At 59.2% G+C, this 22,962-nt stretch carries 19 protein-coding genes; 6 read left to right on the forward strand and 13 right to left on the reverse strand.

Annotated elements, in window-relative coordinates:
- Positions 1-46 precede the first annotated feature (46 nt).
- The gene (locus tag GRI38_RS09595; RefSeq protein WP_160682983.1) at positions 47-694 is read left to right on the forward strand and encodes an HAD family hydrolase; all 648 of its coding nucleotides are present in this window, start codon (positions 47-49) and stop codon (positions 692-694) included.
- Here GRI38_RS09595 and GRI38_RS09600 read toward each other — a convergent pair.
- Both GRI38_RS09600 and GRI38_RS09605 read right to left on the reverse strand, forming a co-directional pair.
- Positions 681-1,775, reverse strand: a complete 1,095-nt coding sequence (locus GRI38_RS09600) for a glycosyltransferase family 4 protein (protein WP_160682985.1) — start codon at positions 1,773-1,775, stop codon at positions 681-683. The two genes, GRI38_RS09595 and GRI38_RS09600, sit on opposite strands and share 14 nt — an antisense overlap.
- Complete coding sequence (locus tag GRI38_RS09605) at positions 1,766-2,965, reverse strand: hypothetical protein (protein WP_160682987.1); 1,200 nt, start codon at positions 2,963-2,965, stop codon at positions 1,766-1,768. The genes GRI38_RS09600 and GRI38_RS09605 overlap by 10 nt, the downstream gene beginning before the upstream one ends.
- Before the next feature lie 65 nt (positions 2,966-3,030).
- Between GRI38_RS09605 and GRI38_RS13955 the strand changes: the two genes are divergently transcribed.
- Positions 3,031-3,195, forward strand: coding sequence for a hypothetical protein (locus tag GRI38_RS13955; protein WP_202389962.1), 165 nt, complete (start codon positions 3,031-3,033; stop codon positions 3,193-3,195).
- A complete protein-coding gene (locus GRI38_RS09610) occupies positions 3,192-3,944 on the forward strand; it encodes a nucleotidyltransferase family protein (RefSeq protein ID WP_337191275.1) in 753 nt (250 codons plus the stop codon). The genes GRI38_RS13955 and GRI38_RS09610 overlap by 4 nt, the downstream gene beginning before the upstream one ends.
- Positions 3,945-4,394: 450 nt before the next feature.
- Here the strand turns inward: GRI38_RS09610 and GRI38_RS09615 are convergent, their stop codons facing one another.
- Both GRI38_RS09615 and GRI38_RS14350 read right to left on the reverse strand, forming a co-directional pair.
- Entirely contained in the window at positions 4,395-5,345 is a 951-nt protein-coding gene (locus GRI38_RS09615; protein ID WP_006834175.1) for an MlaD family protein, read from the reverse strand.
- Entirely contained in the window at positions 5,318-5,863 is a 546-nt protein-coding gene (locus GRI38_RS14350) for a MarR family winged helix-turn-helix transcriptional regulator (RefSeq protein WP_119511589.1), read from the reverse strand. Before GRI38_RS14350 ends, GRI38_RS09615 begins: the two co-directional genes overlap by 28 nt.
- Before the next feature lie 108 nt (positions 5,864-5,971).
- Here GRI38_RS14350 and GRI38_RS09625 point away from each other — a divergent pair, with 108 nt between their 5' ends.
- From GRI38_RS09625 to GRI38_RS09635, 3 genes are read left to right on the forward strand one after another with little or no spacing between them, the layout of a single operon-like run.
- Entirely contained in the window at positions 5,972-7,099 is a 1,128-nt protein-coding gene (locus GRI38_RS09625; RefSeq protein WP_063511170.1) for an HlyD family secretion protein, read from the forward strand.
- A gap of 3 nt (positions 7,100-7,102) precedes the next feature.
- Entirely contained in the window at positions 7,103-8,656 is a 1,554-nt protein-coding gene (locus tag GRI38_RS09630; RefSeq protein ID WP_006834177.1) for a DHA2 family efflux MFS transporter permease subunit, read from the forward strand.
- Positions 8,657-8,693: 37 nt separating this feature from the next.
- On the forward strand, positions 8,694-10,181 hold the full coding sequence (locus tag GRI38_RS09635; protein ID WP_006834178.1) for an efflux transporter outer membrane subunit: 1,488 nt from the start codon (positions 8,694-8,696) through the stop codon (positions 10,179-10,181).
- A 440-nt stretch (positions 10,182-10,621) separates the two neighbouring features.
- Here GRI38_RS09635 and GRI38_RS09640 read toward each other — a convergent pair whose 3' ends face one another.
- From GRI38_RS09640 to GRI38_RS09680, 9 genes are all read right to left on the reverse strand, one after another.
- A complete protein-coding gene (locus GRI38_RS09640; protein WP_160682991.1) occupies positions 10,622-13,558 on the reverse strand; it encodes a TonB-dependent receptor in 2,937 nt (978 codons plus the stop codon).
- Positions 13,559-13,977: 419 nt separating this feature from the next.
- Entirely contained in the window at positions 13,978-14,949 is a 972-nt protein-coding gene (locus tag GRI38_RS09645) for an alpha/beta fold hydrolase (protein ID WP_050599570.1), read from the reverse strand.
- Positions 14,946-16,583: a flavin-containing monooxygenase gene (locus GRI38_RS09650; RefSeq protein WP_160682993.1), complete on the reverse strand. Its 1,638-nt coding sequence runs from the start codon at positions 16,581-16,583 to the stop codon at positions 14,946-14,948. The genes GRI38_RS09645 and GRI38_RS09650 overlap by 4 nt, the downstream gene beginning before the upstream one ends.
- Positions 16,580-18,190: an acyl-CoA synthetase gene (locus tag GRI38_RS09655; protein ID WP_006834182.1), complete on the reverse strand. Its 1,611-nt coding sequence runs from the start codon at positions 18,188-18,190 to the stop codon at positions 16,580-16,582. The genes GRI38_RS09650 and GRI38_RS09655 overlap by 4 nt, the downstream gene beginning before the upstream one ends.
- A gap of 63 nt (positions 18,191-18,253) precedes the next feature.
- A complete protein-coding gene (locus GRI38_RS09660) occupies positions 18,254-19,345 on the reverse strand; it encodes an acyl-CoA dehydrogenase family protein (RefSeq protein ID WP_050599567.1) in 1,092 nt (363 codons plus the stop codon).
- Positions 19,345-20,595, reverse strand: coding sequence for an acyl-CoA dehydrogenase family protein (locus tag GRI38_RS09665; RefSeq protein WP_063506922.1), 1,251 nt, complete (start codon positions 20,593-20,595; stop codon positions 19,345-19,347). The genes GRI38_RS09660 and GRI38_RS09665 overlap by 1 nt, the downstream gene beginning before the upstream one ends.
- 6 nt (positions 20,596-20,601) lie before the next feature.
- Positions 20,602-21,078 (reverse strand): OB-fold domain-containing protein, encoded by a 477-nt coding sequence (locus tag GRI38_RS09670; RefSeq protein WP_160682995.1) that lies wholly within the window; start codon positions 21,076-21,078, stop codon positions 20,602-20,604.
- On the reverse strand, positions 21,075-22,247 hold the full coding sequence (locus tag GRI38_RS09675) for a thiolase C-terminal domain-containing protein (protein ID WP_160682997.1): 1,173 nt from the start codon (positions 22,245-22,247) through the stop codon (positions 21,075-21,077). The genes GRI38_RS09670 and GRI38_RS09675 overlap by 4 nt, the downstream gene beginning before the upstream one ends.
- Positions 22,244-22,936, reverse strand: coding sequence for a Coq4 family protein (locus GRI38_RS09680; RefSeq protein WP_006834187.1), 693 nt, complete (start codon positions 22,934-22,936; stop codon positions 22,244-22,246). The genes GRI38_RS09675 and GRI38_RS09680 overlap by 4 nt, the downstream gene beginning before the upstream one ends.
- Positions 22,937-22,962 lie beyond the last annotated feature (26 nt).

A 22,962-nucleotide genomic window follows, 5' to 3' on the forward strand; every position in this document is an offset into this window, starting at 1 on the left:
GGATGGCGGCTTTGATTGCGCTTCGTCTCGCTGTAACGGTCTCGGCATGCGGATCGCGATCTATGATCTCGACAATACCCTCACGCGTCGAGCAACCTTCACGCCTTTTCTTGCCTTTGCCGCGCGGCGGATTGCCCCCTGGAGGCTCATACTGCTGCCCATCTGGGTCCTGATGATGTTGGGCTATCGCGCCGGGCTGTTCGATCGGACGACGCTCAAGACCTATGGAATGCGCTTGATGCTGGGGAAGGCCAGCGTCGAAATGCTCCAGCGAGTGGGCCACGAATTTGCAAGCACACGCGCGAATAACGACTTTTTCATGCCTGCCGTGCTCGCCCTGCTCGATGAAGACCGAAGGAACGGGGCGCACGTCGTCATCGCCACCGCCGCTTTCGATTTTTACGCACTCGCCTTTGCCGATCTTCTGCTCATCGAAACGGTGATCGGATCGCGCTGGGACGGGCGCGTAATCAGCGGAGGCAATTGCTACGGCGAAACGAAGCTTCGCCGCGTCCAAAGTTGGGCGAAGGCGGAAGGGCTGTCGCTGGATTCCGCTACGATCCGGTTCGTGAGCGACAGTTTTGCCGATGCGCCGCTTCTCGAACTGGCGGACGAGCCGATCTTCGTCAGTTCGAGCGCGAGCAAACGGGCGCGGGCGAAAGCGCGCGGCTGGCGCGTTATCAGCGCTGATTGAGGAGACTATTCAAACGGCGGACGATGAGCGCTCCTGTCGCGTCGAACCTTTCCTGCGAGAATTTCTCCAGCACTCGCTTGCGGGCTGCAATCCCCATCTCAGAAAGGTCTTCAGGATTGTTCAGCAGATTGCGGAGCGCCGCAGCCAGCGAATGAGCGTCGCCAGTTTCCACCACGCGCCCGATGGCAGGTGTGTCGACTGTGAACGGCATCTCGCCTGTTCGTGAGACGATGACGGGGAGGCCTGCCTCCATCGCTTCGTGCGCGGCGATGCAGAAACCTTCGCGGCGGGAGGGCTGCACGTAGAGGTGAAGTTTCTTCAGATATTCCGAGGTGTCCTTAGCGAATCCGACAAAGTCGATCGTGTCCACCCTCTCGGCTCTCGCGCGTTCGCGCAAGGCTTGCTCCTCCGCTCCTGTTCCGGCGATCGTGATGCGGTAGGGCGTTTTCGGGCAGGAGGGCTCAGCGTGCATGATCGCGAGCGCGTCGATCAATATGTCGTAGCCCTTGTTGGGATGAAGCCTACCGAGACTTCCGATCCGCAAGGTTTCTCCACTGTGCCAAGGCTGTGCCTGGGGTGCATCCCGTCTGGCAGCAAAGATCGGCCAGGTGACGACACGCTGCGGGGCAAGACCTAACCGCTTGGCAGTCAGCATGGCGACCTGTTCGCTATCTGCGACCCAGATGTCGGATGCATCTGCCCGCCAACGCAACAACCGCTCGTTCCAGGGTTTCAGAAAGGCATTGTGCTGCCAACTCACGACCGGGATTCCGAGCCTTCTGCCAACCACCTGCCCGAGGAGGGTCGCGCGCGTCAGAGAGGTCCAGATCGCATCCGCGCCCCATTCTCGCGTCTGTCCCAGAAGCCAGCGATAGGCGGCCAAGTGTTCGCCTTCGCCGCCTTCGCGAACGACGGGTTCCACGCCCTCGTTCCGCAAGCGTTCCACGGCCAGTCCGTCACGCCGGGTCAGCGCCAGGACGCGCACCTGCGCACCTGCTTTCTCCAGAGCCTGGACGATTTTGGGAAGCGGCGTTTGCGCACCGCCGCCCTCCATCGAATTAATGGCATAGGCTATGCGCATTCTGGTCCGCTCTTGCGGCGTTCGTTTGCTTGAGCGATAGCCTTGGCGATCGCATTGGCAGCACGCTCGGACGCCGGCGTATCGGACAGTGCGAAAGTATGGGCGACCAGCTGCATCTGTCGTTCGCGATCCCGTTTGCCGATCGTTTTCCAGTCGCCGAGCGCTGTAATGAGCTCTGACGTAGTGGCAACCCGCTCCCCGACTTGCAGGAAGGGTAGGGCTGCTTCACCCTGCGATTGCAACGCACCATTAGGATCGAGCAGAAATACGGGTCGCGGGCGTACGATGAACTCATAAAGCTGGCTCGAGGCATCGCCGATATATGCGTCCGCAGCCAACATGTACGACATGTCGAACAGGCGCGGTCCGTCGATATCGACGAGGATGTTCGAAGCCGCGAGTGCTTCCTCCGGTATTTCCGGGCGCAACCGTCCGACCTTGTATTCCGGCGATACATGGATGGTCTTGCGGAACAGCATGACGTGCGGCGCGAAGATGAGATTGTAAGCCTGCCCCGCATCGCTTGCGAACCAGTGGAGAAGCTCGGGACCCTCGTCGTACCAGCTCGACAGGTGCGGATCGAAATGCGGATTATAGACGAAGGTCGGGCGAGTGTTGTCGAAGAATTTGGGCCGCGCCTCGAGATCGATGTTCTCGAATTTCGGATAGCCCGTGACCTCGATCTTTGTCGCGTCGACGCCATTGGCAACGAGCTGCTCTTTTATCTTCGGCCCCGCGACGAGGCTGAGATCGAAGCGCCGATGGTCGGGATGAAAGGTCACGCTGCGGTCGCCCGTTCCGTGTGGGACTCGGACGAATATCGGCGCGATCTGGGGATCGAGGCGCTGCTTCACGCGCAGGCAGGTTCTCTCGGTTGAGATTACCGCGTCGCTGGCGGCGAAGATGCACTCATGGCTTCTCAGGCGAGCCAGCCTCGTAACGGGAGCGAGCCTGTCCAGCCCCTTGGCAGCAGCCGCGACGAGGCGAGGGAGTGCGAGTTCGTGCCAGGATATGCGCGCTGCATCCTCCGGCCTGATCAGGCTTTCGATCTGTGCCCGAATGACGTCGCTGGCATAAGCTACTTTCGTCTCGATGTCCGGGTGAAGCCGGGCCATCGCACCTGCGACCGGGGCGAGATGCGCCACCTGATGCGCCGCGTCGTGGTTGAACAGGAAAAGGGCGCGGGGCATGGTTCGCGCGATTAAAGCAACGGCTTGCCGATGCAAGGCGATTAGCCCGCCCGTAGCGTTTGCCTATGCCGATGGCAGCAGCTATCGCGCCAACGCGTCCCGGTGTGAGCGACGCATTGGGATTGACAATGAAATCTGCGGTGATCGAACCGGAAAAATGCAACAAATCCGAGGTCAGCGACTTGCTCGATCTGCTCGTTGGTTTGTTCGGTCCGGAGAATGCCAAGTGATCTCGGCGCTCATATTGGCTGGGACCCGGCCGGGCGACGATCCGCTGGCAGGGACGGAAGGCAAGCCACACAAGGCCCTCATCGAAATACAGGATACGCCCCTTCTCGAACGCGTTGTGAGGGCACTGCGCGCAGCCGGAATGGACCGGATCGGCGTATCGTGCGACGAGGGGCCCGTTGCCGAACTCGCCCGCGCATTGCGGTGTGAAGTCATGCCGACCGGAAACGGGCCAAGCGATAGCGCCAGCATCGCCTTTAACGCATTCGGAGCGCCGCTTCTCGTGACGACCGTCGATCATGCGCTCTTGCGCCCCGAATGGGTTCGCGAGCTTATCGAGGGCACGCCTGCCGATTCCGATCTGAGTGTTGCGCTGGCAAAGCGCGAGGATATCGAGACCGCCATGCCCGGCAGCCAGCGGACCTATCTGCGGTTTGCCGATGGGGCGTGGTCGGGCTGCAATCTCTTCTATCTGCAGACTTTTCGTGCTGCTGCCGCCCTCAAGGCTTGGCGCCTTGTGGAAAAGGATCGCAAGCGTCCCTGGCGCCTCGTCAGCAGGCTGGGTCTTGCGGTACTCGTGTCCTACAGCCTTGGGCGACTCGGTTTAGGGGACGGGATCGGTCGTCTGGGCCGTCGTCTGGGGATCAAGGCGAGCCTGGTAAGGGTGACGGACGGATTGGCGGCGGTGGACGTCGACAAGCCGAGAGACCTCGAAGACATTCGTAATTTTTTGGCCCGGACGGCGATCTGACGAGAAGAGAGTTGCTGGCTGTCCGGCGCGCGACAAAGCCGAACTTTATCTCCGCCGCTATGGCTAAAATCGCGGCGATCCTTCCTTCAGGTCGACGAATTGCCAGATCAGACAGGACGACCCGAAACGATCCAAGGGCCCAATCCCTAGGATTTCTCTGGGTCCTATAGATTATTTGGGAGAACGTGAGAAGAACAAATGGTGCCCAGAAGAGGCATCACATTCGAACTTCTTTTCCGTTTAATTTCTGATGTTTAGATATTTCGGTCAAGCTGAAAAGCCCGCAAAAGGCCCGCAAAATCCCTCTAATGTATTGGTTCGATGCCTTTTTTAGGACTCGGAATTTCAATTTCAAACTTGACCGCGGAGTAGGTCGTTATCCGCTTTGCGCTCCAATCTCCGCTATTCTACGGGCTGCGCGCTCTGCCCGGAAGCAGTCATCCGTTCGGTTTACTTTAAATCATCGATATTCGTTCCAGCTTCTCTTCTTTTTGGCCGATAGTCTGGGAGGGGAGGATTTGATGTAATTCCCTCAACCTGAATATCTTCGATTTTTTCACTGAGAGGAGCAAGTTCGCGACTAAGCTCGCGAAGGTCCGTTTCACCTTCAACCAAAGAATCTTCGACCGCCGGAATGCCACTCCTTATCTGGGAAAGTTTGTTTTCAGCGTTCTGCACCCCCTCCCTGAATTGGCGAAGGCGTCGTTGCGCGATAGCAGAAGCGCTCCGCCCTGAGATCCGCCGATCTGCATCTCGAAGATTATTTCCCCATCCACCAACCCTTTGCCCTAAGTCTAACAATCTTCCTTTTGTTGAGGCCAATCGTTCGTCCCAACCTTCGGCGTCCGATGCGAGTGCGGCCGTCGTGACTCGAAGCCGGACAAGATCGGAGGTGATCACCCGTTGCTTTTCTGGCTCCAGTCCTTCGTTCAGAGCGCGAATGCTATTTGCCACGGTCTCTACAGTGGCGGTCGCATCCCTCCCCAATAGTCCGGTTTCGTCCGCGGCGGGAATGATCTTTTTTCCTGACTTGTCGGTGTAAATGCCCTGACGACCCCGTCGGCCCTCGAGCACGAGCGCAGCCTCTCCAGTTATCAGATCCGTGCTGATTGTCGCTTCAAGGCCGTGGACTTTCGCCGCAGAAGGATCGAGAGTCAGAACAACGACCACGTTTTCCGGTTCATTTTCCGCCAGACGGACCGATGTTACCTGTCCCACAGGGACTCCCGATAGTGTTACAGTCGATCCCGACTGAAGGCCTTCCACGGAGCGATCAAACTTGATCTGATATGTTTCCTGATTTGGTCTGGGATCGATTAGCCACATCGCGAAAGCGATGGTCGTAAGCATCAGAATGCCAACGATCCACGCCACTAGGGAGAAGTTTGCGTTAGTTTCCATCTAGCACGCCGCCAGCGGTTTGTTCGTCCGGCAGAGGGCCGGTGCAATGAAAGTTCGCGTCCCGCATGCTCCATTCGGTTGTCCGCTATAGAACATGACCGAGGTTCGTCCCCTGGCGCAATCGCCACGAGCGGGGCATCCGGGCGCGTCGAATGTGTTTTGGTTTGAGATCGGCCTAGTCCCAACACGGGCGTGATGCCGCCCCGCCCGTGGCGACCGAATATTGCTATGACTTGCGCAAGCCGCGTCCGGTCACTCAAGCGCGAAGGCGTCATGTCTTCCAGGCCGCTGCTGGAGGATGTGATTTCAAGTCTCCTGGCGATGTCCGTCTGGTTCAGGGCAGGAGCTCTGATGAGCTGCGCCAACACACGCCACTGCGTACGATTGAGGCTCAGCGGCTGTGCTCGGTCATCGAATGCCTTGCGCGCGGCGCGGCTGATCTGGTCCATCATGAAGATCGCTCGATCATCGTGGGTGATGACATTGTCGAGTGCGAGAGTGCCCTCATCTTCTGGCATGAGACATTCCTATCGATCGGAGAAAAATAGTAAAGGACTTTCGCATTTTGTTTTGGCCGCTATATCGCTCGCGCAGCGGCTCAAACGATGGCGAGGAGCGAAATAATCATGGCGGACGAGACAGCAGGGGCTAGCGATGAAGGCGCACGTCCGACGGGGTTGTCCAGTCCGCGGGTCCGGCTGGGTCTGCTGATCGCCGGCATTCTGGTCCTGCTCGCCGGGAGCTACTGGTATTACAATCATCAGACGTACGGCAGATTCCAGCAGTCCACCGACAACGCTTATATTGCCGCCGACAGCGTCATCATCTCCCCCAAAATTGCGGGCTACGTCGAGCGCGTATTAGTGACGGAGAATCAAACGGTCGCGTCGGGCGATGCACTTGTCCAGCTGGACGTGCGAGATTATCGTGCCCAAACGAACCAGGTCGAAGCCCAGATCGCCGCGTCGCTCGCCGGAGCAGATACGGTACGCGCCCAGCAACAAGAGCAGGACGCGGCAATTGCCCAGGCCCGTGCACAGCTCGCAGCAGCATCTGCACAGGCTGGTCTCGCTGCTGAGCAGGTTGTCCGGTACCGCCCCCTTGCCGCTTCGGGAGCGGAGCCGCGCGAGAGGCTCGATCAGCTGGAGGCCCAGGCCAGAGAAGCGCAGGCTCAAGTCGCGGCAGCGCGCGCCGCGCTCACGGCGGCACAGCGCCGACAGAACACGCTTAGCGAGCAGATAGACCAGGCCAATTCGCAAGCCAACGCCGCTCGTGCGCAACTCGAGGCCGCCCGTCTGAACCTGTCATCGACCACGCTCCAGGCCAGTATTTCCGGGCGGGTGGGTGACCTCACGGTCCGACCTGGACAATTTGTCCAGCCTGGCCAACGCCTTATGAGCCTCGTACCGACCGACCGCCTCTACGTGACAGCAAATTTCAAGGAAACGCAGCTCGGACTTGTCCGCCCGGGGCAACCCGTCACCTTGGAAATCGACGCGCTGCCGGACCTCGAGCTATTAGGAAGAGTGGAAAGCATCGCCCCCGGGACCGGGGCAGAATTCTCGATCCTACCTCCGCAAAACGCGACGGGTAATTTCACCAAGATCGTTCAGCGCGTCCCGGTGCGCATATCCATTCAGGCTTCGCCCGAGATCCTGCGTCTGCTGGTGCCGGGCATGTCTGTTGTCGCGAGTGTCGATACGCGCGCCGCTAGAGACCAACTCGATTCGATCCGCAACGCGGCCGGAGACTGACCGATGGCAGGCGCCGCTGCAGCGGTTTCGCCGCCGGTCGAAAAGGCCGATGCTACGGCCTGGATCGCCGTAGCCGCCGGTGCGCTGGGGGCGATGCTGGCAACGCTTGACATCTCGATCGTCAATTCGGCGCTGCCGACGATCCAGGGGGAAATCGGCGCGACCGGAACCGAAGGCACCTGGATCGCGACAGCCTTCCTTGTTGCCGAGATCATCATCATCCCTCTGAGCGCGTGGCTGGAAAGACTGCTCGGCCTTCGCACGCTGCTCATCGTCGCGGTTTCTGCCTTCACGGCCTTTTCGGTGTTGTGCGGCATTGCCACCGATCTGACGACGATGATCATCGGTCGCACCGGTCAAGGGTTCATGGGCGGCGCGCTTATTCCAACCGCCATGACCATCGTCGCAAAGCGACTGCCTCCATCGCAACAGCCGATTGGCATGGCGCTCTTCGGAATGACCGTGGTTCTTGGGCCGGTAATGGGCCCGTTGGTGGGGGGCTGGCTTACCGAGAACCTGAGCTGGCACTACGCCTTCTTCGTCAACGTGCCCGTCTGCGCGTTGCTCCTTGCTTTACTATTCATCGGGCTACCCCATGAAAAGCCCGACTGGGTTTACCTGCGCGAGGCTGATTGGGCGGGAATAGCTGGTATGATCCTTGGGTTGGGTGGGCTGACCATCGTTCTGGAAGAAGGCCACCGTGAGGAGTGGTTCGATTCCACGCTGATCGTCCAGCTCACACTGATGACGGTCGTGGGTTTTGCACTTCTGACCTACGGACAGCTTTACGCGCGCAAACCCGTGCTCAAATTGCGCCTGATGCTCAGCAGGCAGTTTGCCAGCGTCGTGGTGATGGCACTGGCGCTTGGCATGGTCATGTATGGCTCGACCTACGTGATCCCGCAATTTCTCGCGATAATTTCCGATTATAATGCCTTGCAGACCGGACTTGTGATCTTCTGGATGGGCGTTCCGGCTTTCCTGTTGATGCCCGTTCTCCCGTTCATGATCCGCAGGATTCACATCCGCATTGCGGTCGGCGCGGGCATGTTCATCATGGCGCTAAGCTGTTTCGTCAGCATAAATCTGACAGCGGAATCGGGAGGTGGAGTGTTCACCGAAAGCCAGTTCCTGCGTGGCATCGGCATGATCCTCACGATGATGTTCCTCAACCAGGCGACGGTAGCTTCGGTTGCCAAGGAGGATGCCGGCGATGCTTCGGGCATCTTCAACGCGGCGCGAAACCTCGGGGGCTCGTTCGCGCTCGCGGGGCTTGCCTCGTTCCAGGATCAGCGCCAGTGGCATCATAGTCGACGCATGGAAGAAACCCTCAACGCTAACAGCCCCCGGCTACAGGAATACCTGGACGGCATGACGGCGTCGCTGGGCAGCCCACAGGCCGCGCTGGAGATGCTTTCCGGCATCATTCAGCGCGATGCGTTCGTGATGACCTACAACGATGTCTTTTTCGCCATGGGCGCGATTACCCTGGTCACGGTGCCGCTGGTACTGTTCCTCAAGCCTCTCCCGAAGAACTTATCCCTTTCGATGCACTGAGAACTCTATGCGCAAGACCCTAACCCTCCTCGCTCCCATGGCGCTCCTCGCGGGTTGCATGTCCGGTCCCGACTATGCCGGTCCCCCGCAACTTGCGACCGCCGCAGGCAATGCGTTCGTACGCGCCGGCCCCGAAATCGATCCGTTTGCGCCGATTGCCGGCGACTGGTGGACGCTGCTCGGCGATCCGGTTCTCAATGAACTGGAGGCGCGCGCGCTGGTCGGCAATCCGGGCGTGGCCGCGGCGCGCGCTCGCATCGAACAGGCAAGGGCTTCTGTCCGCCAGGAGCGCGCCAACCGGCTACCCGCCGTGGCTGCGCAGGCGACTGCGGTCCAGGCGAATATCCCAGGGCTAGATATCGGCAGTGGCCCGCCCCCGGGATCGCCCGGCGCTCCTGCAGACACCGAAGAGCAGGACAGCCTCAGCGTCTACAACGTCGGGCTCAATGCAAACTGGGAGATCGATTTCGCTGGGGGGCAGGCACGGCGTGTCGAGGCCATTAACGCTCAGGCTGCGGCCTCGGTGGCGAACGCCGAGGATGCGAAAGTCCAGCTCGCCGCCGAAATCGCGCGGGCGTATGTGAGCCTGCGAGAAGCGCAAGGGCGGCTCGAGCTTGTCCAGCGAGAGCGCGACTTGCAGCAGCAAATTCTCGAACTGACCTATCAGCGCTATACACAGGGCGCTCTCGCGCTGTTCCCGGTCGGTAACGCGAACGCCGAGCTCGAACTGCTCAAGTCGCAGATCGCGGAAGCTCAAGCGGACATCGATGTATTCAAAGACACGCTCGCGGTGCTGACGGGCGAAGCGCCCGGCGCACTCGACGGGCTCCTGGCGGCTCAGGCCGAAATTCCGCTTCCCCCCGAACGGGTCGCGGTGGGCGATCCCGCAGCGCTAATAGCGCGGCGGCCGGATGTTCGAGCCGCCGAACGCATGCTGGCCGCGGCGAATGCGCGCATTGGCGTGGCAGAGGCTGCTCGCTTCCCCAAGATTTCCTTCATGGGGATTCTCGGTTTGGGCGGATCGGAGCCCGACGACATCCTGGACCCGGGCAACTTATCGGCAATCGCTTTGCCGCGGCTGCAGTGGAACCTGCTTGATTTCGGCCGCACGGCAGCATCGATCGATCAGGCCGAGAGTGCGCGCGACGAGGCCGAAGCGCGCTATCTTGAAGTGGTCCTGGGCGCACTACGCGACGCCGAACAATCGCTTGCTCGGTTCGGGCAACAAAGAGCCAACGTAGCCGCGCTGGCGCAGATCAGTCGGCAGGCCGACACGGCTGCGGAGCTTAACGAGCAACGCCGCGCCGCGGGGGTAATCTCGCAAGGCGAACTCAACACTTCGATCCGCAAGCGCGAACAGGCCAGAGCAAATCTCGATCGGGCGATCGCCGCCATGACAAATGGCTGGATCGCGATCCAGAAGTCGCTTGGGTTGGGATGGGTCGAATTGTCTCGCGACAATCGCACGTCGGTTGAGCCAGCTCCGGTCGATCGAAAATCAGTTATGAAACCTGAACAGAGTTAGGATAAGTTTTCTCAGAAGTCTGCCCCGCAGCCCCTTCCAACTTTTCCTAACGCGTCAGCACCTCGTGCACTACGACCCAATCTTGGATCATAGGGGTCAGCATGTTTCCGCCTTTCGCAGAGTGCGTTTGCCAGTATCACCATCGGATATCCCGATTGCACTATTCGGTGACTCTTCATTGTCGTTTCTATGTAAGGCCTTAAGCTTTCCGCGAGCATCTCGTAGCGACATCAACGAGCGATCGTACAGGCATTTCGAGTGCAGCTCGCATTTGGCCGGTTCGATGACCGCCTCGTCGGTAGGCTTACGAGGCGGTCATCGAGCATTACGCCGCTCTGGAAAAGCTATAAAGTCATGGGTCGAAATACGAACTAGCTGGCACTGTCCGTTCGGGTCGTTGGGAGGACCACCGATCTCCCCGCCAACACGATCTGGACCTGTTAGAAACTGAACCCCAAAGCAACACCATATCTACGAGGATCCAAAGTGTAGATATTGGTAAAATTCCCCGAGGATGCGTCGGTCAAGTACAATCCTGTCACCGAGCTGCTGTCGAAAATGTTCTGAACAAATCCGCGCACGAACCAACGCTCATCCGCACTGTTCAACTGCACGATCGCGTTGGCTTGCACGAATGGCTCGATCCGGTTGACCCTGCCGTTAAAGATATTGCCGTATTGCTCACCAGTCAGCGCTACGTCCACGCGAGGAACCAGAGTCATGCCATTGTCGAAAGTGGCGGTGTACTGCACACCCATCGAAACCTTCATTTCGGGGGCCTGCGGCAACTTGTTCCCTTTAATGTTGACCTCTACGCCAGGGCTTAATACCGCAAGGCCGCTGCCCGCCGGAACGGCTCCGGCCAAGACATCGCAAATGCTGAATGCGCCGCTTGACGCAAGATTGCCGTCATTAGGAAATTCTTCGGGACCACGAAGACCCAGAGCTGCGTTCACTCCGGCCACGAATGCGTCGGCCGCGCCGGGGGCTGGCCCGGTTACGGCACAATTAGCACCGTTGCTAATATCCTTGATGATGACGGCATCAGGATCGCCGCCACCCGGGTCGCGCGGATTGGAGAAGAACTGGTCGCCGGCAACTTCCGCGTTGAGATAACTGAACGTCAAGTTGACAAGCCAATCGGGATCGGGCCGGATAACGGACTCTAGTTCCACACCCCAGATATCGGCATCGATAGTATCATTAACTGAGGTACGGGCGACGATGCGGCTAAGCTGCAACCCGCTATACTTATAGTAGAATGCAGTAGCGTTTAATTGCAGTGCGCCATTCGCAAAGGTATTTTTCGATCCGATTTCAAATGCGTCGATGGTTTCTGATCCGAAGCTTTCAGCCACATCGAAAACGGGCGAAAGGGGCGGGTTGATACCCCCGGATTTATAGCCCCTGGCATAAGATGCGTAAATCGAATTGTCAGGCGTAACTTCGTAGTCGAGCACCGCACGCCCGGTTATTTCATCGAAACCTACTTCTCTAAATTGCGTTAGCTGCTCACCTGGCGTACCAGGATCGGCATCAAAAAGACCAGAGGGACCGGTTAAGGGAGTGATCGGGCTGTCGAACGGCTCCCCGTCATTCGCGTAAGGATTGAGGAAGCTAATCAAGGTCGTGCGCGCAGTCACGTCTTTCTTGTCGTCGTTATACCGCAAACCTCCGGTGAAGGTCAGACGCTCGGTCAGGTCGACGTAGATCTCCCCGAACACACCGAAGCTCTCAAGATTAGCCTCGAGAGAATTGTTGCGGTACATGGATGTTGCGAAGTAGGATGGCGGTGCACCGCCTGCCAAAGTACCAAACGATCCCAGAATGGCACTGGCGTAGTCAAGCGCGAATGAGTTTACATAGTAACTGTTGTCGGTAGTCTTGGACTTTGCATAGATCCCTCCGAGCAGGAAATTGAATGCTCCGTCGAAATCACTGGAAAGGAGGATTTCGCCGCTCCAGGATTCGCGTTGCTCTGAAGACCTGTCGAAGGATAGCGGCGTTTCGCCGCACAATACATTACCTTCGAACGCGCCCCTGTTCCCATCATCGTTATCGGAGGTGCACAATACGCCCCCTGGGCCATTGGGGATGAGAGCCTCCACAATCGGGGTAAAATACGCCGACGAACCTGGCACGAACGCCGGTGCAGGTGCGGGGAGGCCGGTAGGCAAACCGTTGGCCGCGAAGCCGGACAACACGTTCAAGGCCGTAGCAAAGCCGGTACGATCCTGAATGCCCAGAAAGTAGTCCTGCCGGGAATCGACTTCGGTGTCCTGATAAAGACCGGTTGCAGTCAGTGTCATAGCTCCGATGCGCTGCTCGAGACGGGCCTGTAGCTGCACTTCATCGGCAAAATAGAATGGAGTATACGCCGTGTTTACCGTGCGCACATCGTCGGGCTTATCGAATCCTGCAAATGCATCGGGGCCGTACAGGCTTCCCAATCCCAGTACTGAGGGAATTCCCTGAATAGCGAAGAACTCTTGCGAACTGAGCGTTGCGCCGACTGTGGAATTGGCATTGGTGATGTCAAAGTCGCGGCGATTGTTCAGACAACCCAGCACGCCGAGCGGGTCACGCTGGCAGGCCTGCTTTTGATTACGTAAACGGGTGTCATCTTCCCTGAAATAATATGCCATGAAGTCGAGAGTGGTATCGGCACCGGGTTCAAAACGAAGAGAACCACGAACAGCGTACATGTCTCGGTCGTCGACATCCGAATTGTCGAAAAGGTTTGTGGTGTAACCGTCGCGATTCAGAAAGAATCCGGCTACCCGAACGCCGATAGAATCGCCGATCGGGACATTGACCATCCCTTCGGCCTTGATGCTGTTGTAATTCCCATACTCGAACTCTCCGGCCGCGCCGAAAGAACCGAGGTCAGGCTTGGCTGTCACAAGGTTGACAACACCCGAGGTAGCGTTGCGGCCGAAGAGGGTGCCCTGCGGCCCCCGTAGGACCTCAATTCTCTCAAGGTCAAAATATTCTGTTTCGAACAGCCGGGTACCAAAAAGAGGGGAACCATTGATATGGATAGCCGTCGCTGCGTCACACGTCACACCAACACAAAGATCGCCGATACCACGGATGGTGAAGGACGACCCGGTGAAGTTGCCCTTCGAAAATGAGACGTTCGGGAGCGTCAATTGAAGGTCAGCAGCGTTTTCGATCTGCTGGCTTTCGAGAGCCGTAGCATCGAAGGCACTGACCGCGATCGGCACCTCTTGCAGACTCTGAGATTGGCGTTGGGCCGTCACGATGATTACGGATCCTTGGGGTTCCGCCTCATCAGTTGTGGAATCCTGCGCTAAAGCCATCTGCGGCCAAGCCAAGATGGCCGAAGTGGCGAGCACCATCGCTCTCAGTGTCATATAGCATCCCTTCCCATCTCTTCAGTGCAACGATAATTGGCTCCGCCGCTTACTGCAAAATGGGGCGACCTCGAGGGTCGCCCCTTAGTCTAAGGAGAGGAGAGGGAGAGAATTAGCCCAATCCCCGTCCATGGGCATATAAATCCGCGTGATATTAGTAAAGCGCCTTATCTTTTGACCCCATGGGCCACGATCCAGACCGCACGCGGAGTGAACGTTTGCTAAAGATCAGCAATGGTTGGCGCGCTAAGCGAGTTGCTCCCGATAAAGCTTTTGCCCCAGCTGGCATCGAGACCAACGAAGCGTTCGCCGTGCCGACGGCGACAATAGTTCGGATATAGTACAAGATGAATATGGACGCCCTTTGCCCCCATCTCGCTGGCCTCTGACCAGGAACCAGCCTCTTAGTATGGGGGATCTCAGAGGCTCCAAAAGGCCAGTACCGCCCGTAGCGCAGCGACGAACGCGAGCGGCTGATCCAGCATGAGATGATGGCGTGCATCGGGCACTGCAACAATTGGTATCTTTCCCCCTCCCAGTTCCCGGATATAGCGGGCGGAATCGCGATCAAAGAGCTGACTTTTCTCGCCGTACACAATCGCTTTGCGCCCGGGCGCATCGACCAGCCTCTGGCCTACTGTCAGCCATTCGTCGGGCTTGTTGCTGCGCCGGAACACTTCGGGAGAAAACTTCCATGTCCACTCCTCGCCATCGCGGCGGAGAGAGTGATAGGCCATGTAATCCATCAGGAACGGCTCACCAACTGCCTGCGGCGGCGACAGGATATACCTCTCGCGCGCCGCTTCGTAGGTGGGGTAGCGTCGCACCGGTTTGTCAGGATTACCCGACCCGGGGCTCGATCTGCCCATGGTCCAGTATTTCTCCAGCTTTTCGGGCCGCATCACCATGAGATCGCAGACAATAACGCCGGCGAAGGCATCCGGCGATTGGGAAACGGCGGTCAGCGCTGCACCCGAGCCGAAACTATGGGCGATGATCGTCGGTCTGCTTCCATCTGCAAACAAATCGAGCGCTTCGCTGATCTCGACAAATTCCTTTCCCCGCGCAGCTATATCGGCCACGCCGCGCATCTCGCTATCGCCCATACCGGCCAGATCGAACGCCACCACGTCGTAGTCTTCGGCAAGGTACGGTGCGATGAAGGCAAAGCAGCGGGCATGGGCGAGAAAACCGTGAGTCATGAGCAATTTGGGCCGGTCACGCCTGCCCCAGCGAAGATAATGCACCCGCGCGCCACCAACCTCTACGAAGCCTTCCTCACGGGGCACGCTCAGCGCCCAGGCGAACCATTCGGGTATATCCGCCCCGTCGCCGGCCCATACGGGATCAATATCTGTTGACCCGTCGTGGATTGGTTTCATTTCATTCATTTCGGCGCAGTCTCCATACCGGATAGTGTATTCCTGATAAAACCACGATAATCGTGCCGTGCGACATCGTGGCATAGATCGGCGTAACCAGATACGCTGGGGAAATTGATCAGTTGTCGGGGTTTGCCGGGAATATTGGCGCCCATGTACCACGATTCAGCCTTGGGGAAGAGCGTCATCGACCCTACTTGGGCGACCATATCGGTCCAGCTTCGCTCGGCCAGCGCATCGGCTTCGAAAAGGCCGATCCTGTTATCGCGCAGCCAGATCAGGAAATCGCAGATCCAGTCACCCTGGATTTCGGCGCTTGTCGGACCGTTGGAAAAGCCTGAAGGGCTGAGCGGGCCGTAGGCGAACAGCATGTTCGGAAATTGGGCGACGGCCATGCCCAGATAGGCTTTGATCTCACTCTTCCATGCTTCTGCCAGCGCCAGCCTTCCGCGGCCGGTGATGTTCATGTCGATGAGCCCGCCACGACCGGCATCGAAGCCGGTCGCGAAGACAATGAGATCGCACGGGATCATGCCAGTGGCTGTTTCTATCCCGGCCTCGGTGACGCGAGTGATCGCGGTGTCGTTCAGATCGACCAGCGTCACATTGTCTTGTGCGAAGATCTCGTAATAATTCTGTTCGAGCGATGGTCGCTTGGTCCCGAAGGGATGTGGCGGCTCATCGGGAGCGAGCTTCTCGGCAATGGTCGGGTCGCAGATCCGCTCGCGCACCTTGTCACGCCAGAACTCGTAGGCGTGGCGATTGGCGTCCTCGTTCGTCAGTATGTCAGCGAAATTATGATACCAGAAGCGCAACCCTCCTCGCTGCCACAAATCCTCGAAATGCGTAGTCCGCTCTTCCTCGGTCACAGCCAGGGCCGAAATGTCCAGCGATTGGCATTCGAAACCGCCACTTGTCGTAAGCCTTTTCTGGAAGACAGCGGGATATTCGGATTTTTCGCGAAGCTGACGATCAGCGTCCAGTTTTTCCTGCCGCATGGGAAGGGCGAGAATCGGGGTTCGCTGAAAAAGCGTCAGCTGCTCCGCGCAGCTTGCCGCCTCCTGCGCCACCTGTACGCCGCTGGCACCCGTGCCGATCAGGGCGATCCGGCGGCCGGAAAGGTCGATGCCTTCCTGCGGCCAGCGGGCGGTATGGCACCATTCGCCTTCGAAATCGCTAAGGCCCGGGATATCGGGAATGTAGGGTTTCGAGGCGAACCCCAGGGCCGGCAAGAGGAAACGCGCGCTTACTTTTCCGCCATCGTCGAGCTTCAATCGCCAGCAGGCGGTGTCTTCATCGAACGGCGCGCTTTCGACCCGTGTTTTCATTCGCATTGCCGGCCAGAGGTCGAGCGTATCGCAGACGTGGAGGAAATAGGCGCGCAGTTCTTCCCAGCCTGGAAATCGTTCGCTCCACGTCCAGCTTTTCCATACTTCCGCAATGGAAAATTCGTAAAGTGGAACCTGGGAATCGACCCGTGCTCCCGGATAGCGGTTCCAGTACCAGATTCCGCCCGGCTGCTCCGCTGCGTCTACCAGCAGAACATCGAACCCCGCCTGACGCAGCTTGTAAAGCAGGTATATTCCGCTGAACCCGGCCCCGACGATTACGACATCATAGTCAGGAGGGGGCGAATGGCTCACGAGGCCCCGGCACCCGCTTTCGCGATGTCTTTAGCCGTAGTATAATCCGCCTTGCCGTTTGACGCGCGCAAGGCGGTTTGCGTTGGGCAAATCGCCTTGGGCGTTTTGTAACCTGCCAGTTGCTGGCGCACGTGATCCTTGATCGCTTGCGCGTCGAAGTCCGCATCCTGGGTCAAATGCACCACAGCGGTCACCGCTTCGCCCCATTTTTCGTCAGGCACCCCGACGACAAGCGCGTCGGCAATGGCGGGATGGGTTTTGAGCACTTCCTCCACCTCCTCGGGGTAAACCTTTTCACCTGCGGTGTTGATGCAGACGCTGCCGCGGCCCAGCAAGGTCAGGCTTCCATCGGATTCCACCCGGCACCAGTCGCCCGGGATGGAGTAACGCACGCCATCGATCGTCCTGAAAGTCTTGGCCGACTTTTCCGGGTCCTTGTAGTATCCTGTGGGGATTGCGCCCTTGCGGGCAATAAAGCCGGGCACGCCGCTCCCCGCCTCGACCTTCCGGTCGTTCTCGTCGAATACGTCGCAAAATTCCCCGATCCCGAATTTCGCGGTGTTGGTGCCGCCCTGTGCGGTCGTCACCGACAAGCCGTAGCCCAGCCCTTCCGAAGCGCCAAAACTGTCCATGAGGATGACCTGGGGGATATGTTTGCACAGGCCCGCCTTTACCTGTTTACTCCACATGACGCCGGACGAGATGATCGAAATCAGGCTGCTCGTGTCCCAGCGCTTCGGGTGGGCGTCCAGCGCCTGCAGCATGGGTTTGGCAAAAGCGTCACCGACAATGGCGATGCTCTGCACCTTGTGCTGGTCCACCGCATCCCACAATTCTTCCGCGTCGAAGGATGGATCGGACAGCGTGACGATGGCCCCGCCCGACATGAGCGTGCCAATAGCAGTAATGAACCCGGTTCCATGCATCAGCGGGCACGCCGGCAAAGTGATGCGCGCAAGCTCGCCCTGCTTCACCAGGGCCACCATTTCCTCCATGGTCTGGGGAACCGGACCCAGCAGCTTTTGCGCGTCGAGCTGAGCCTTGCGCATATCATCGTGTCGCCACATCACGCCCTTGGGCATGCCGGTGGTACCGCCTGTATATATGAACAGCAGGTCATCGGGAGAACGCTCGATATCGAGAGGCGCGCCGTTACCTTCTACAAGTTTTTCGTAAGGAAGCGCGAAGGAAGCGATCTGCGAAGCATCGCCGATTTCTACAAATGTATGAACCTTGGTCAACCGTTCCTTCAGTTCAAGAATGCAGTCGCGGAACTCGGAACTGTAAACAATTACCTCGCTATCGGAATCGTCGAAGATGTAGAAAACCTCCTCGGGACGGTAACGATAATTGATGTTCACGTGCGTGAGGCGGCCCTTGAAGCACGCGGCCATCAATTCCCCGTATTCGGAACGGTTGCGCATGTAGAAGGCTATCTTCGCCCCGTCGCCTGCACCTTGCGCGCGCAGATTGCGCGCCAAATTGTTCGAACGCTTCGACATTTCGGGCCAGCTAATGATCCGGTCGCCGTGAATCAGCGCCGGAGCATCTTCCGGGACCGCAGGTTCGATTGCATCAAGGATGTCGCCAAGGTTCCAGTCGATCACGTATTAATTCCTCTCTCCTTGGTGGCCACGATTTTGTCGGTAGCGTGCGCCTAATTCATCGTCTCATGCGACCTGCGTCCACCCCTGCAAGGCCGCTGCTTCGGCCCGGACCGCTTCGGGACTTCCCAGAACCTGGCGGTCGAAACCGATTCGCTTGAACCAGAAATGCAGACCTAGGAGATCGGTAAAACCCATCCCCCCATGCACCTCGGTTGAGGTTCGGGCGACAAAACGGTGGACTTCGCCCGTATGTGATTTGGCATGGCATGCCACCAGCGAAGCCTCGTCGGGCGTCGCATCGAACGCATGGGCGGCATACCAGACCAGCGAACGGCATGGTTCATGGCGGGCAGCCATTTCCGCGCACATATGCTTGACCGCCTGGAAGCTGCCGATCACTCGTCCGAACTGTTCGCGCTGCCCGGCATAGTCGACCGCTTTTTCGATCATAGCCTGGCCCGCACCGAGGCTATCGGCGGCCAGGAGCACCCGGCCGGCGTCCCGCAGGCGCCTGACTGTGGCCCCACCATCGTCCGCGAGAGCCTCGCCCGCTACGCCAGAAAACCGCAGCTCCCCTACGCTCCGGGTGCGGTCGATCGTTTTGAGAGCAACCTTCTCCAGACCCGCAGCATCGCCAGCTACGAAGTGCATACGACCGGCGGTATCGGCTACCAGAAACGCGTCGGCTTCCAGGAAGTCGAGCGCGAACAAAGCCGTTCCGTCGAGCTTTGCGCCGTCGAAGTCCACGCCTGCCCGGTCCCGGATCTCCACCGTTTCCGCGATCGCGACGGCGATTTGCGCCTCGCCCTTCGCTATCCTCGGCAGCCAGTGCGCCTTCAACTCCTCGCTACCGCCCTGTGCCAGCGCAAGGGGTGCCAGTACATGGGCACCGATAAAAGGCACCGGCGCGACGGCATAGCCGAGCTGCTCGGCCACAGCGGCGGCATCGAGCATTGTCATCCCGAGCCCGTCATGTTGCTCGGGAACCATCATTCCCCAAATGCCGATTTCGCCCAGCGCCGAACGCACGTTGTCGCTGAAGGGAACCGAGCCCTCCGCGCATTCGCGCACATGATCGAGCGGACAAGTATCAGCAAGAGTGCGGCTGATCGCGTCGCAGAGCATCTCTTGGTCTTGCGAAAGTCCGAAATCCATCAGGCGGCTCCCTTATTCTGCCCGCTTGCAACGGCCGTCGCCTGTTCGACGGCGGGAGGCGTTGCGAACTTGGGTTCGCGCGGCATTTCCAGCCCGCGTTCGGCGATGATGTTCTTCTGGATCTGGGCGGTGCCTCCACCGATGATCAGACCAAGCTGGAACATGTAGTTCCACTGCCAGGCACCGTCTTCGCGCTCGCGCTCGCTTCCGTGATAGAGTATGCCCATCTCGCCCATTGCGTCGATCGCGAGCGCGGAAATCTGATGGGCGAGCTCACAGCTCTGCAGCTTCACGACAAGTTTCGCCATGCCGCCGGCATCCCCCCTAAGGCTGTTCGACAGGATGCGCATGCCGTTGAATTTCATCGCCGCGACTTCGGCTTGCAATGCAACCAGCCGGTCACGCAGAACGGCGTTGTCCATTGCGCAACCCTGGCCGATGCGTTCTTTTTGCATCAGCCTGACCAGCGCCTGGAGCCGGTTTTCCAGTGCATCGGGGTCGCCCAGCATGCCACGTTCATGGCCCAGTGTGGCATTGGCCACGTACCACCCCTGCCCGCGCTGCCCGACGATCTGATCCAGGGGAACCCGCACGTCGGTAAAGAACGTTTCATTGAACTCGGCATGACCGGTCATGGTCTTGAGTGGTCGGACCTCGATCCCTGGTGTGTCCATCGAGAAGATCAAGTAGGAGATGCCGCCGTGCTTGGGCGCGTCCGGTTCGGTCCGAACAAGGCAAAAGATCATGTCCGCCTGCTTGGCCGTGCTGGTCCAGATCTTCTGTCCGTTGATGACAAAGTCGCCATTTTCGACGCGGGCGCTGGTCTTGAGCGCGGCGAGGTCCGATCCCGCTCCAGGTTCCGAATATCCCTGACACCAGACTATCTCGCCATTTAGGGTCGGCTCGATCCATTGCCGTTTCTGGGCTTCGGTTCCGAGTTCCAGCAGCGTGGGAACGAGCATGGAAATGCCCTGGTTCGCAAGGCCTGCGGGGATGCCAGCGCGCGAAAATTCCTCGGCAATGATCCGCGATTTCAGGATGTCCGGCTCGGCTCCGTATCCGCCGTATTCCTTGGGAATCGTACGCGCCGTGTAACCATGCAGGATCAACAGCTTTTGCCATTCGACGGCTTCGGGGGAAGGGCGCGCGGCACGGCCTTGGCCATCGGGTGCGCGGTGACCGTGGGTTTGCAGGAACTGGCGCACTTCCTCGCGAAACGCGTCATACTGGGGTCCGTAGTCGAGATCCATCTTGGTCTATCCTTCTGCGCGCGCGATCGCGACGGGTCGGAATACTGGCAGGCGAAAATCTTCGGAGATCGGCTCGAAATCCAGCGTGACCGGCAGATCGAGCTCAAGCTCGTCGAGCGCGCAATCGACCAGCCGGGTTGCCATGCGCACTCCCTCCTCCAGTTCCACCACCGCAGCGATGAAGGGAATCTCGCCGGCGAAGGCGGGATGCAGTGCCTGATGGGTCACCGTCCAGGAAAACAGCGTGCCATTGCCGGTGCTATGCTCCCACGACCATTCAGGAGAACCGCATCGGGCGCACATATAGCGCGGCAAATGCCGAAAACTGCCGCATCCTTCGCACTGCTGGAAGTAAAGGTTGCCGTCCTGACACCGGTTCCAGAATTCCTGCTCCACCGGATCCTGCGGGCGCGGCTTTGGCTTGGCTGGTGCGGCCTGCGCCGAGGGGCGCATCTTGGGCGGCAGATCTTTCTCGTCGCTCACGCAAACCTCCTCAAAATCGCTATACTGCCGTCACCCAGATCGCCCCAGCCGGTCACCAGGCCGGTCTGGGCGCCTTCGACCTGCCGCTCCCCACAATCGTGGCGCAACTGACGCACCGCCTCGACGACATGGTTCAGTCCCCAAACATGGGCCTCGCTCAGCAGGCCGCCATGGGTGTTGACGGGATAGCGCCCGCCCAGCTCGATCTGGCGATTCGCGACGAACTCTGCCTGTCCACCTGGTTCGCAATAGCCCAGGGCCTCCAGCTGAAGGAGAACCACGTAGGTGAAGCAGTCGTAGATCTGCAGAAAATCCATGTCTTCGCGATCGACCCCCGCCATTTCGAACGCGCGCGGCGCGGCGTAGCTCAGGCCGATCTTGAAGGGGTCGGGACGCGAAGGGATATCGTCGGCGGGGTAAGGATGCCCTTCAGCCGCACCGGCGATGCTCACGGGAACATGCGGCATGTCCCTGGCGCGGTCTATTCGCGAAACCACGACTGCGCATGCCCCGTCAGTCTCCAGACAGCAATCGTAGAGGCGAAAGGGTTCGGATATCCAGCGCGCGGAATGGTAGGTTTCGGCATCCAGTTCCCGGCCATAAGTGAAGGCCTGCGGATTCATCTGCGCATGGCGACGGCACGCCAGTGCAACGGCCGCCATCGCTTCCGGGCCGATATCGTAAATTCGGGAGTGCCGGGTGGCGAGCCAGGCATACATCTGCACCGGCAGGAACACGCCATACGGAATGTAATAGCCTTGGATCGTATTCGTCAGGGTGTTCATGTTCATCGGCCGCGTCGGCGGTGCGCCAGGCTTGGGCCGCAAGGCGGAATAACCGTTCCACCCGAGCGTCACCAGCACATGGTCGCATAAGCCGCTGGCAATTGCCATCGCGGCGTTCTGGAGTGCCGTGGTAGGGCTCGCCCCGCCCATGTGGACCGTAGAGGCATAGCGCAGAACTTCGATACCGAGGTTAGCCGCCATCTCTTCCGAGGTGGTGTAGATCGGCGGAGGAACCATGCCGTCGATATCCGACGGCTTCAGCCCTGCATCTGCTATGGCTTTGCGCGATGCTTCCAGCATCATGTCGACCGCGGTTTTCTCGGTGCCTTTCACGAAAGCGGTTTCGCCCACTCCGGTGATGGCCGATTTGTCGCTTAAGCTCATGCCTGCCTGACCGCCTGGTAATCGCGTTCGAGCTGTTCGGAAAGAGCGCGCACCCTCTGATAGGTCTCCGGCGGACGCAGTCGCAACTCGCGGCGGACATCCTCCAACGGACGATCGAGATTTTCTTCCCAGTAGAAGGTGGTCAGATCGGCTGCAGCCCGGCCCCGGCGCCACGCTTCAAATGCAGCGCGCGCCACTGGCAACTGGGCAGCTTCCAGTTTCATCTTGGGAATGCCGACGCCCAAGATGAAAGCGATCCCGTGATTATAGAATTGCGCGTTTCCGAAGGACAGCACGCACAATTCGCCCAGTGCGTCCCTGCCGTATCCGGCGACGTCATGAAACAGGTCATGCGAATCGCGAAGGCGCCGACGATAGAGGGAAACATCGGGGTCGCCGAGGTCCTCCAGACCTCCGGCCTCGCTGGCTTCCGCCAGACCTTCTGCTGTCAGACCCTCCCCGTAAACAAAATCGAGGTAGGCTCGGCCAAGCGTGCCAGACGCACAGGTCGCAAGGCGTTTGCGATCGCACAAGGTTTCAAGTAGGTCGGCCCGGTCGGAAGCGATACGCCGCCCATCGCTCGACTTCATGAAGCGATTGAAATTCCGATAATAGGAATTGCCCGACAATGCCTTGACGATACGGAACACCTGCGCCGTATCCTCCTTGTCGGCAATCAACTGCCTCATTGCCCCAGCGCTCTGAGAGGCTCTAC

Source organism: Parapontixanthobacter aurantiacus (assembly GCF_009827635.1).
GTDB classification, from domain to species: Bacteria; Pseudomonadota; Alphaproteobacteria; order Sphingomonadales; family Sphingomonadaceae; genus Parapontixanthobacter; species Parapontixanthobacter aurantiacus.

Coding starts and splice junctions, on each gene's coding strand:
- GRI38_RS09675 (WP_160682997.1), bottom strand. CDS start 22,247: ATGAGCTTAAGCGACAAATCGGCCATCACCGGAGTGGGCGAAACCGCT.
- GRI38_RS09595 (WP_160682983.1), top strand. CDS start 47: ATGCGGATCGCGATCTATGATCTCGACAATACCCTCACGCGTCGAGCA.
- GRI38_RS09660 (WP_050599567.1), bottom strand. CDS start 19,345: ATGGATTTCGGACTTTCGCAAGACCAAGAGATGCTCTGCGACGCGATC.
- GRI38_RS09665 (WP_063506922.1), bottom strand. CDS start 20,595: ATGGATCTCGACTACGGACCCCAGTATGACGCGTTTCGCGAGGAAGTG.
- GRI38_RS09605 (WP_160682987.1), bottom strand. CDS start 2,965: ATGCCCCGCGCCCTTTTCCTGTTCAACCACGACGCGGCGCATCAGGTG.
- GRI38_RS09600 (WP_160682985.1), bottom strand. CDS start 1,775: ATGCGCATAGCCTATGCCATTAATTCGATGGAGGGCGGCGGTGCGCAA.
- GRI38_RS09645 (WP_050599570.1), bottom strand. CDS start 14,949: ATGAATGAAATGAAACCAATCCACGACGGGTCAACAGATATTGATCCC.
- GRI38_RS09630 (WP_006834177.1), top strand. CDS start 7,103: ATGGCAGGCGCCGCTGCAGCGGTTTCGCCGCCGGTCGAAAAGGCCGAT.
- GRI38_RS09615 (WP_006834175.1), bottom strand. CDS start 5,345: ATGGAAACTAACGCAAACTTCTCCCTAGTGGCGTGGATCGTTGGCATT.
- GRI38_RS13955 (WP_202389962.1), top strand. CDS start 3,031: ATGCCGATGGCAGCAGCTATCGCGCCAACGCGTCCCGGTGTGAGCGAC.
- GRI38_RS14350 (WP_119511589.1), bottom strand. CDS start 5,863: ATGCCAGAAGATGAGGGCACTCTCGCACTCGACAATGTCATCACCCAC.
- GRI38_RS09680 (WP_006834187.1), bottom strand. CDS start 22,936: ATGAGGCAGTTGATTGCCGACAAGGAGGATACGGCGCAGGTGTTCCGT.
- GRI38_RS09640 (WP_160682991.1), bottom strand. CDS start 13,558: ATGACACTGAGAGCGATGGTGCTCGCCACTTCGGCCATCTTGGCTTGG.
- GRI38_RS09625 (WP_063511170.1), top strand. CDS start 5,972: ATGGCGGACGAGACAGCAGGGGCTAGCGATGAAGGCGCACGTCCGACG.
- GRI38_RS09635 (WP_006834178.1), top strand. CDS start 8,694: ATGGCGCTCCTCGCGGGTTGCATGTCCGGTCCCGACTATGCCGGTCCC.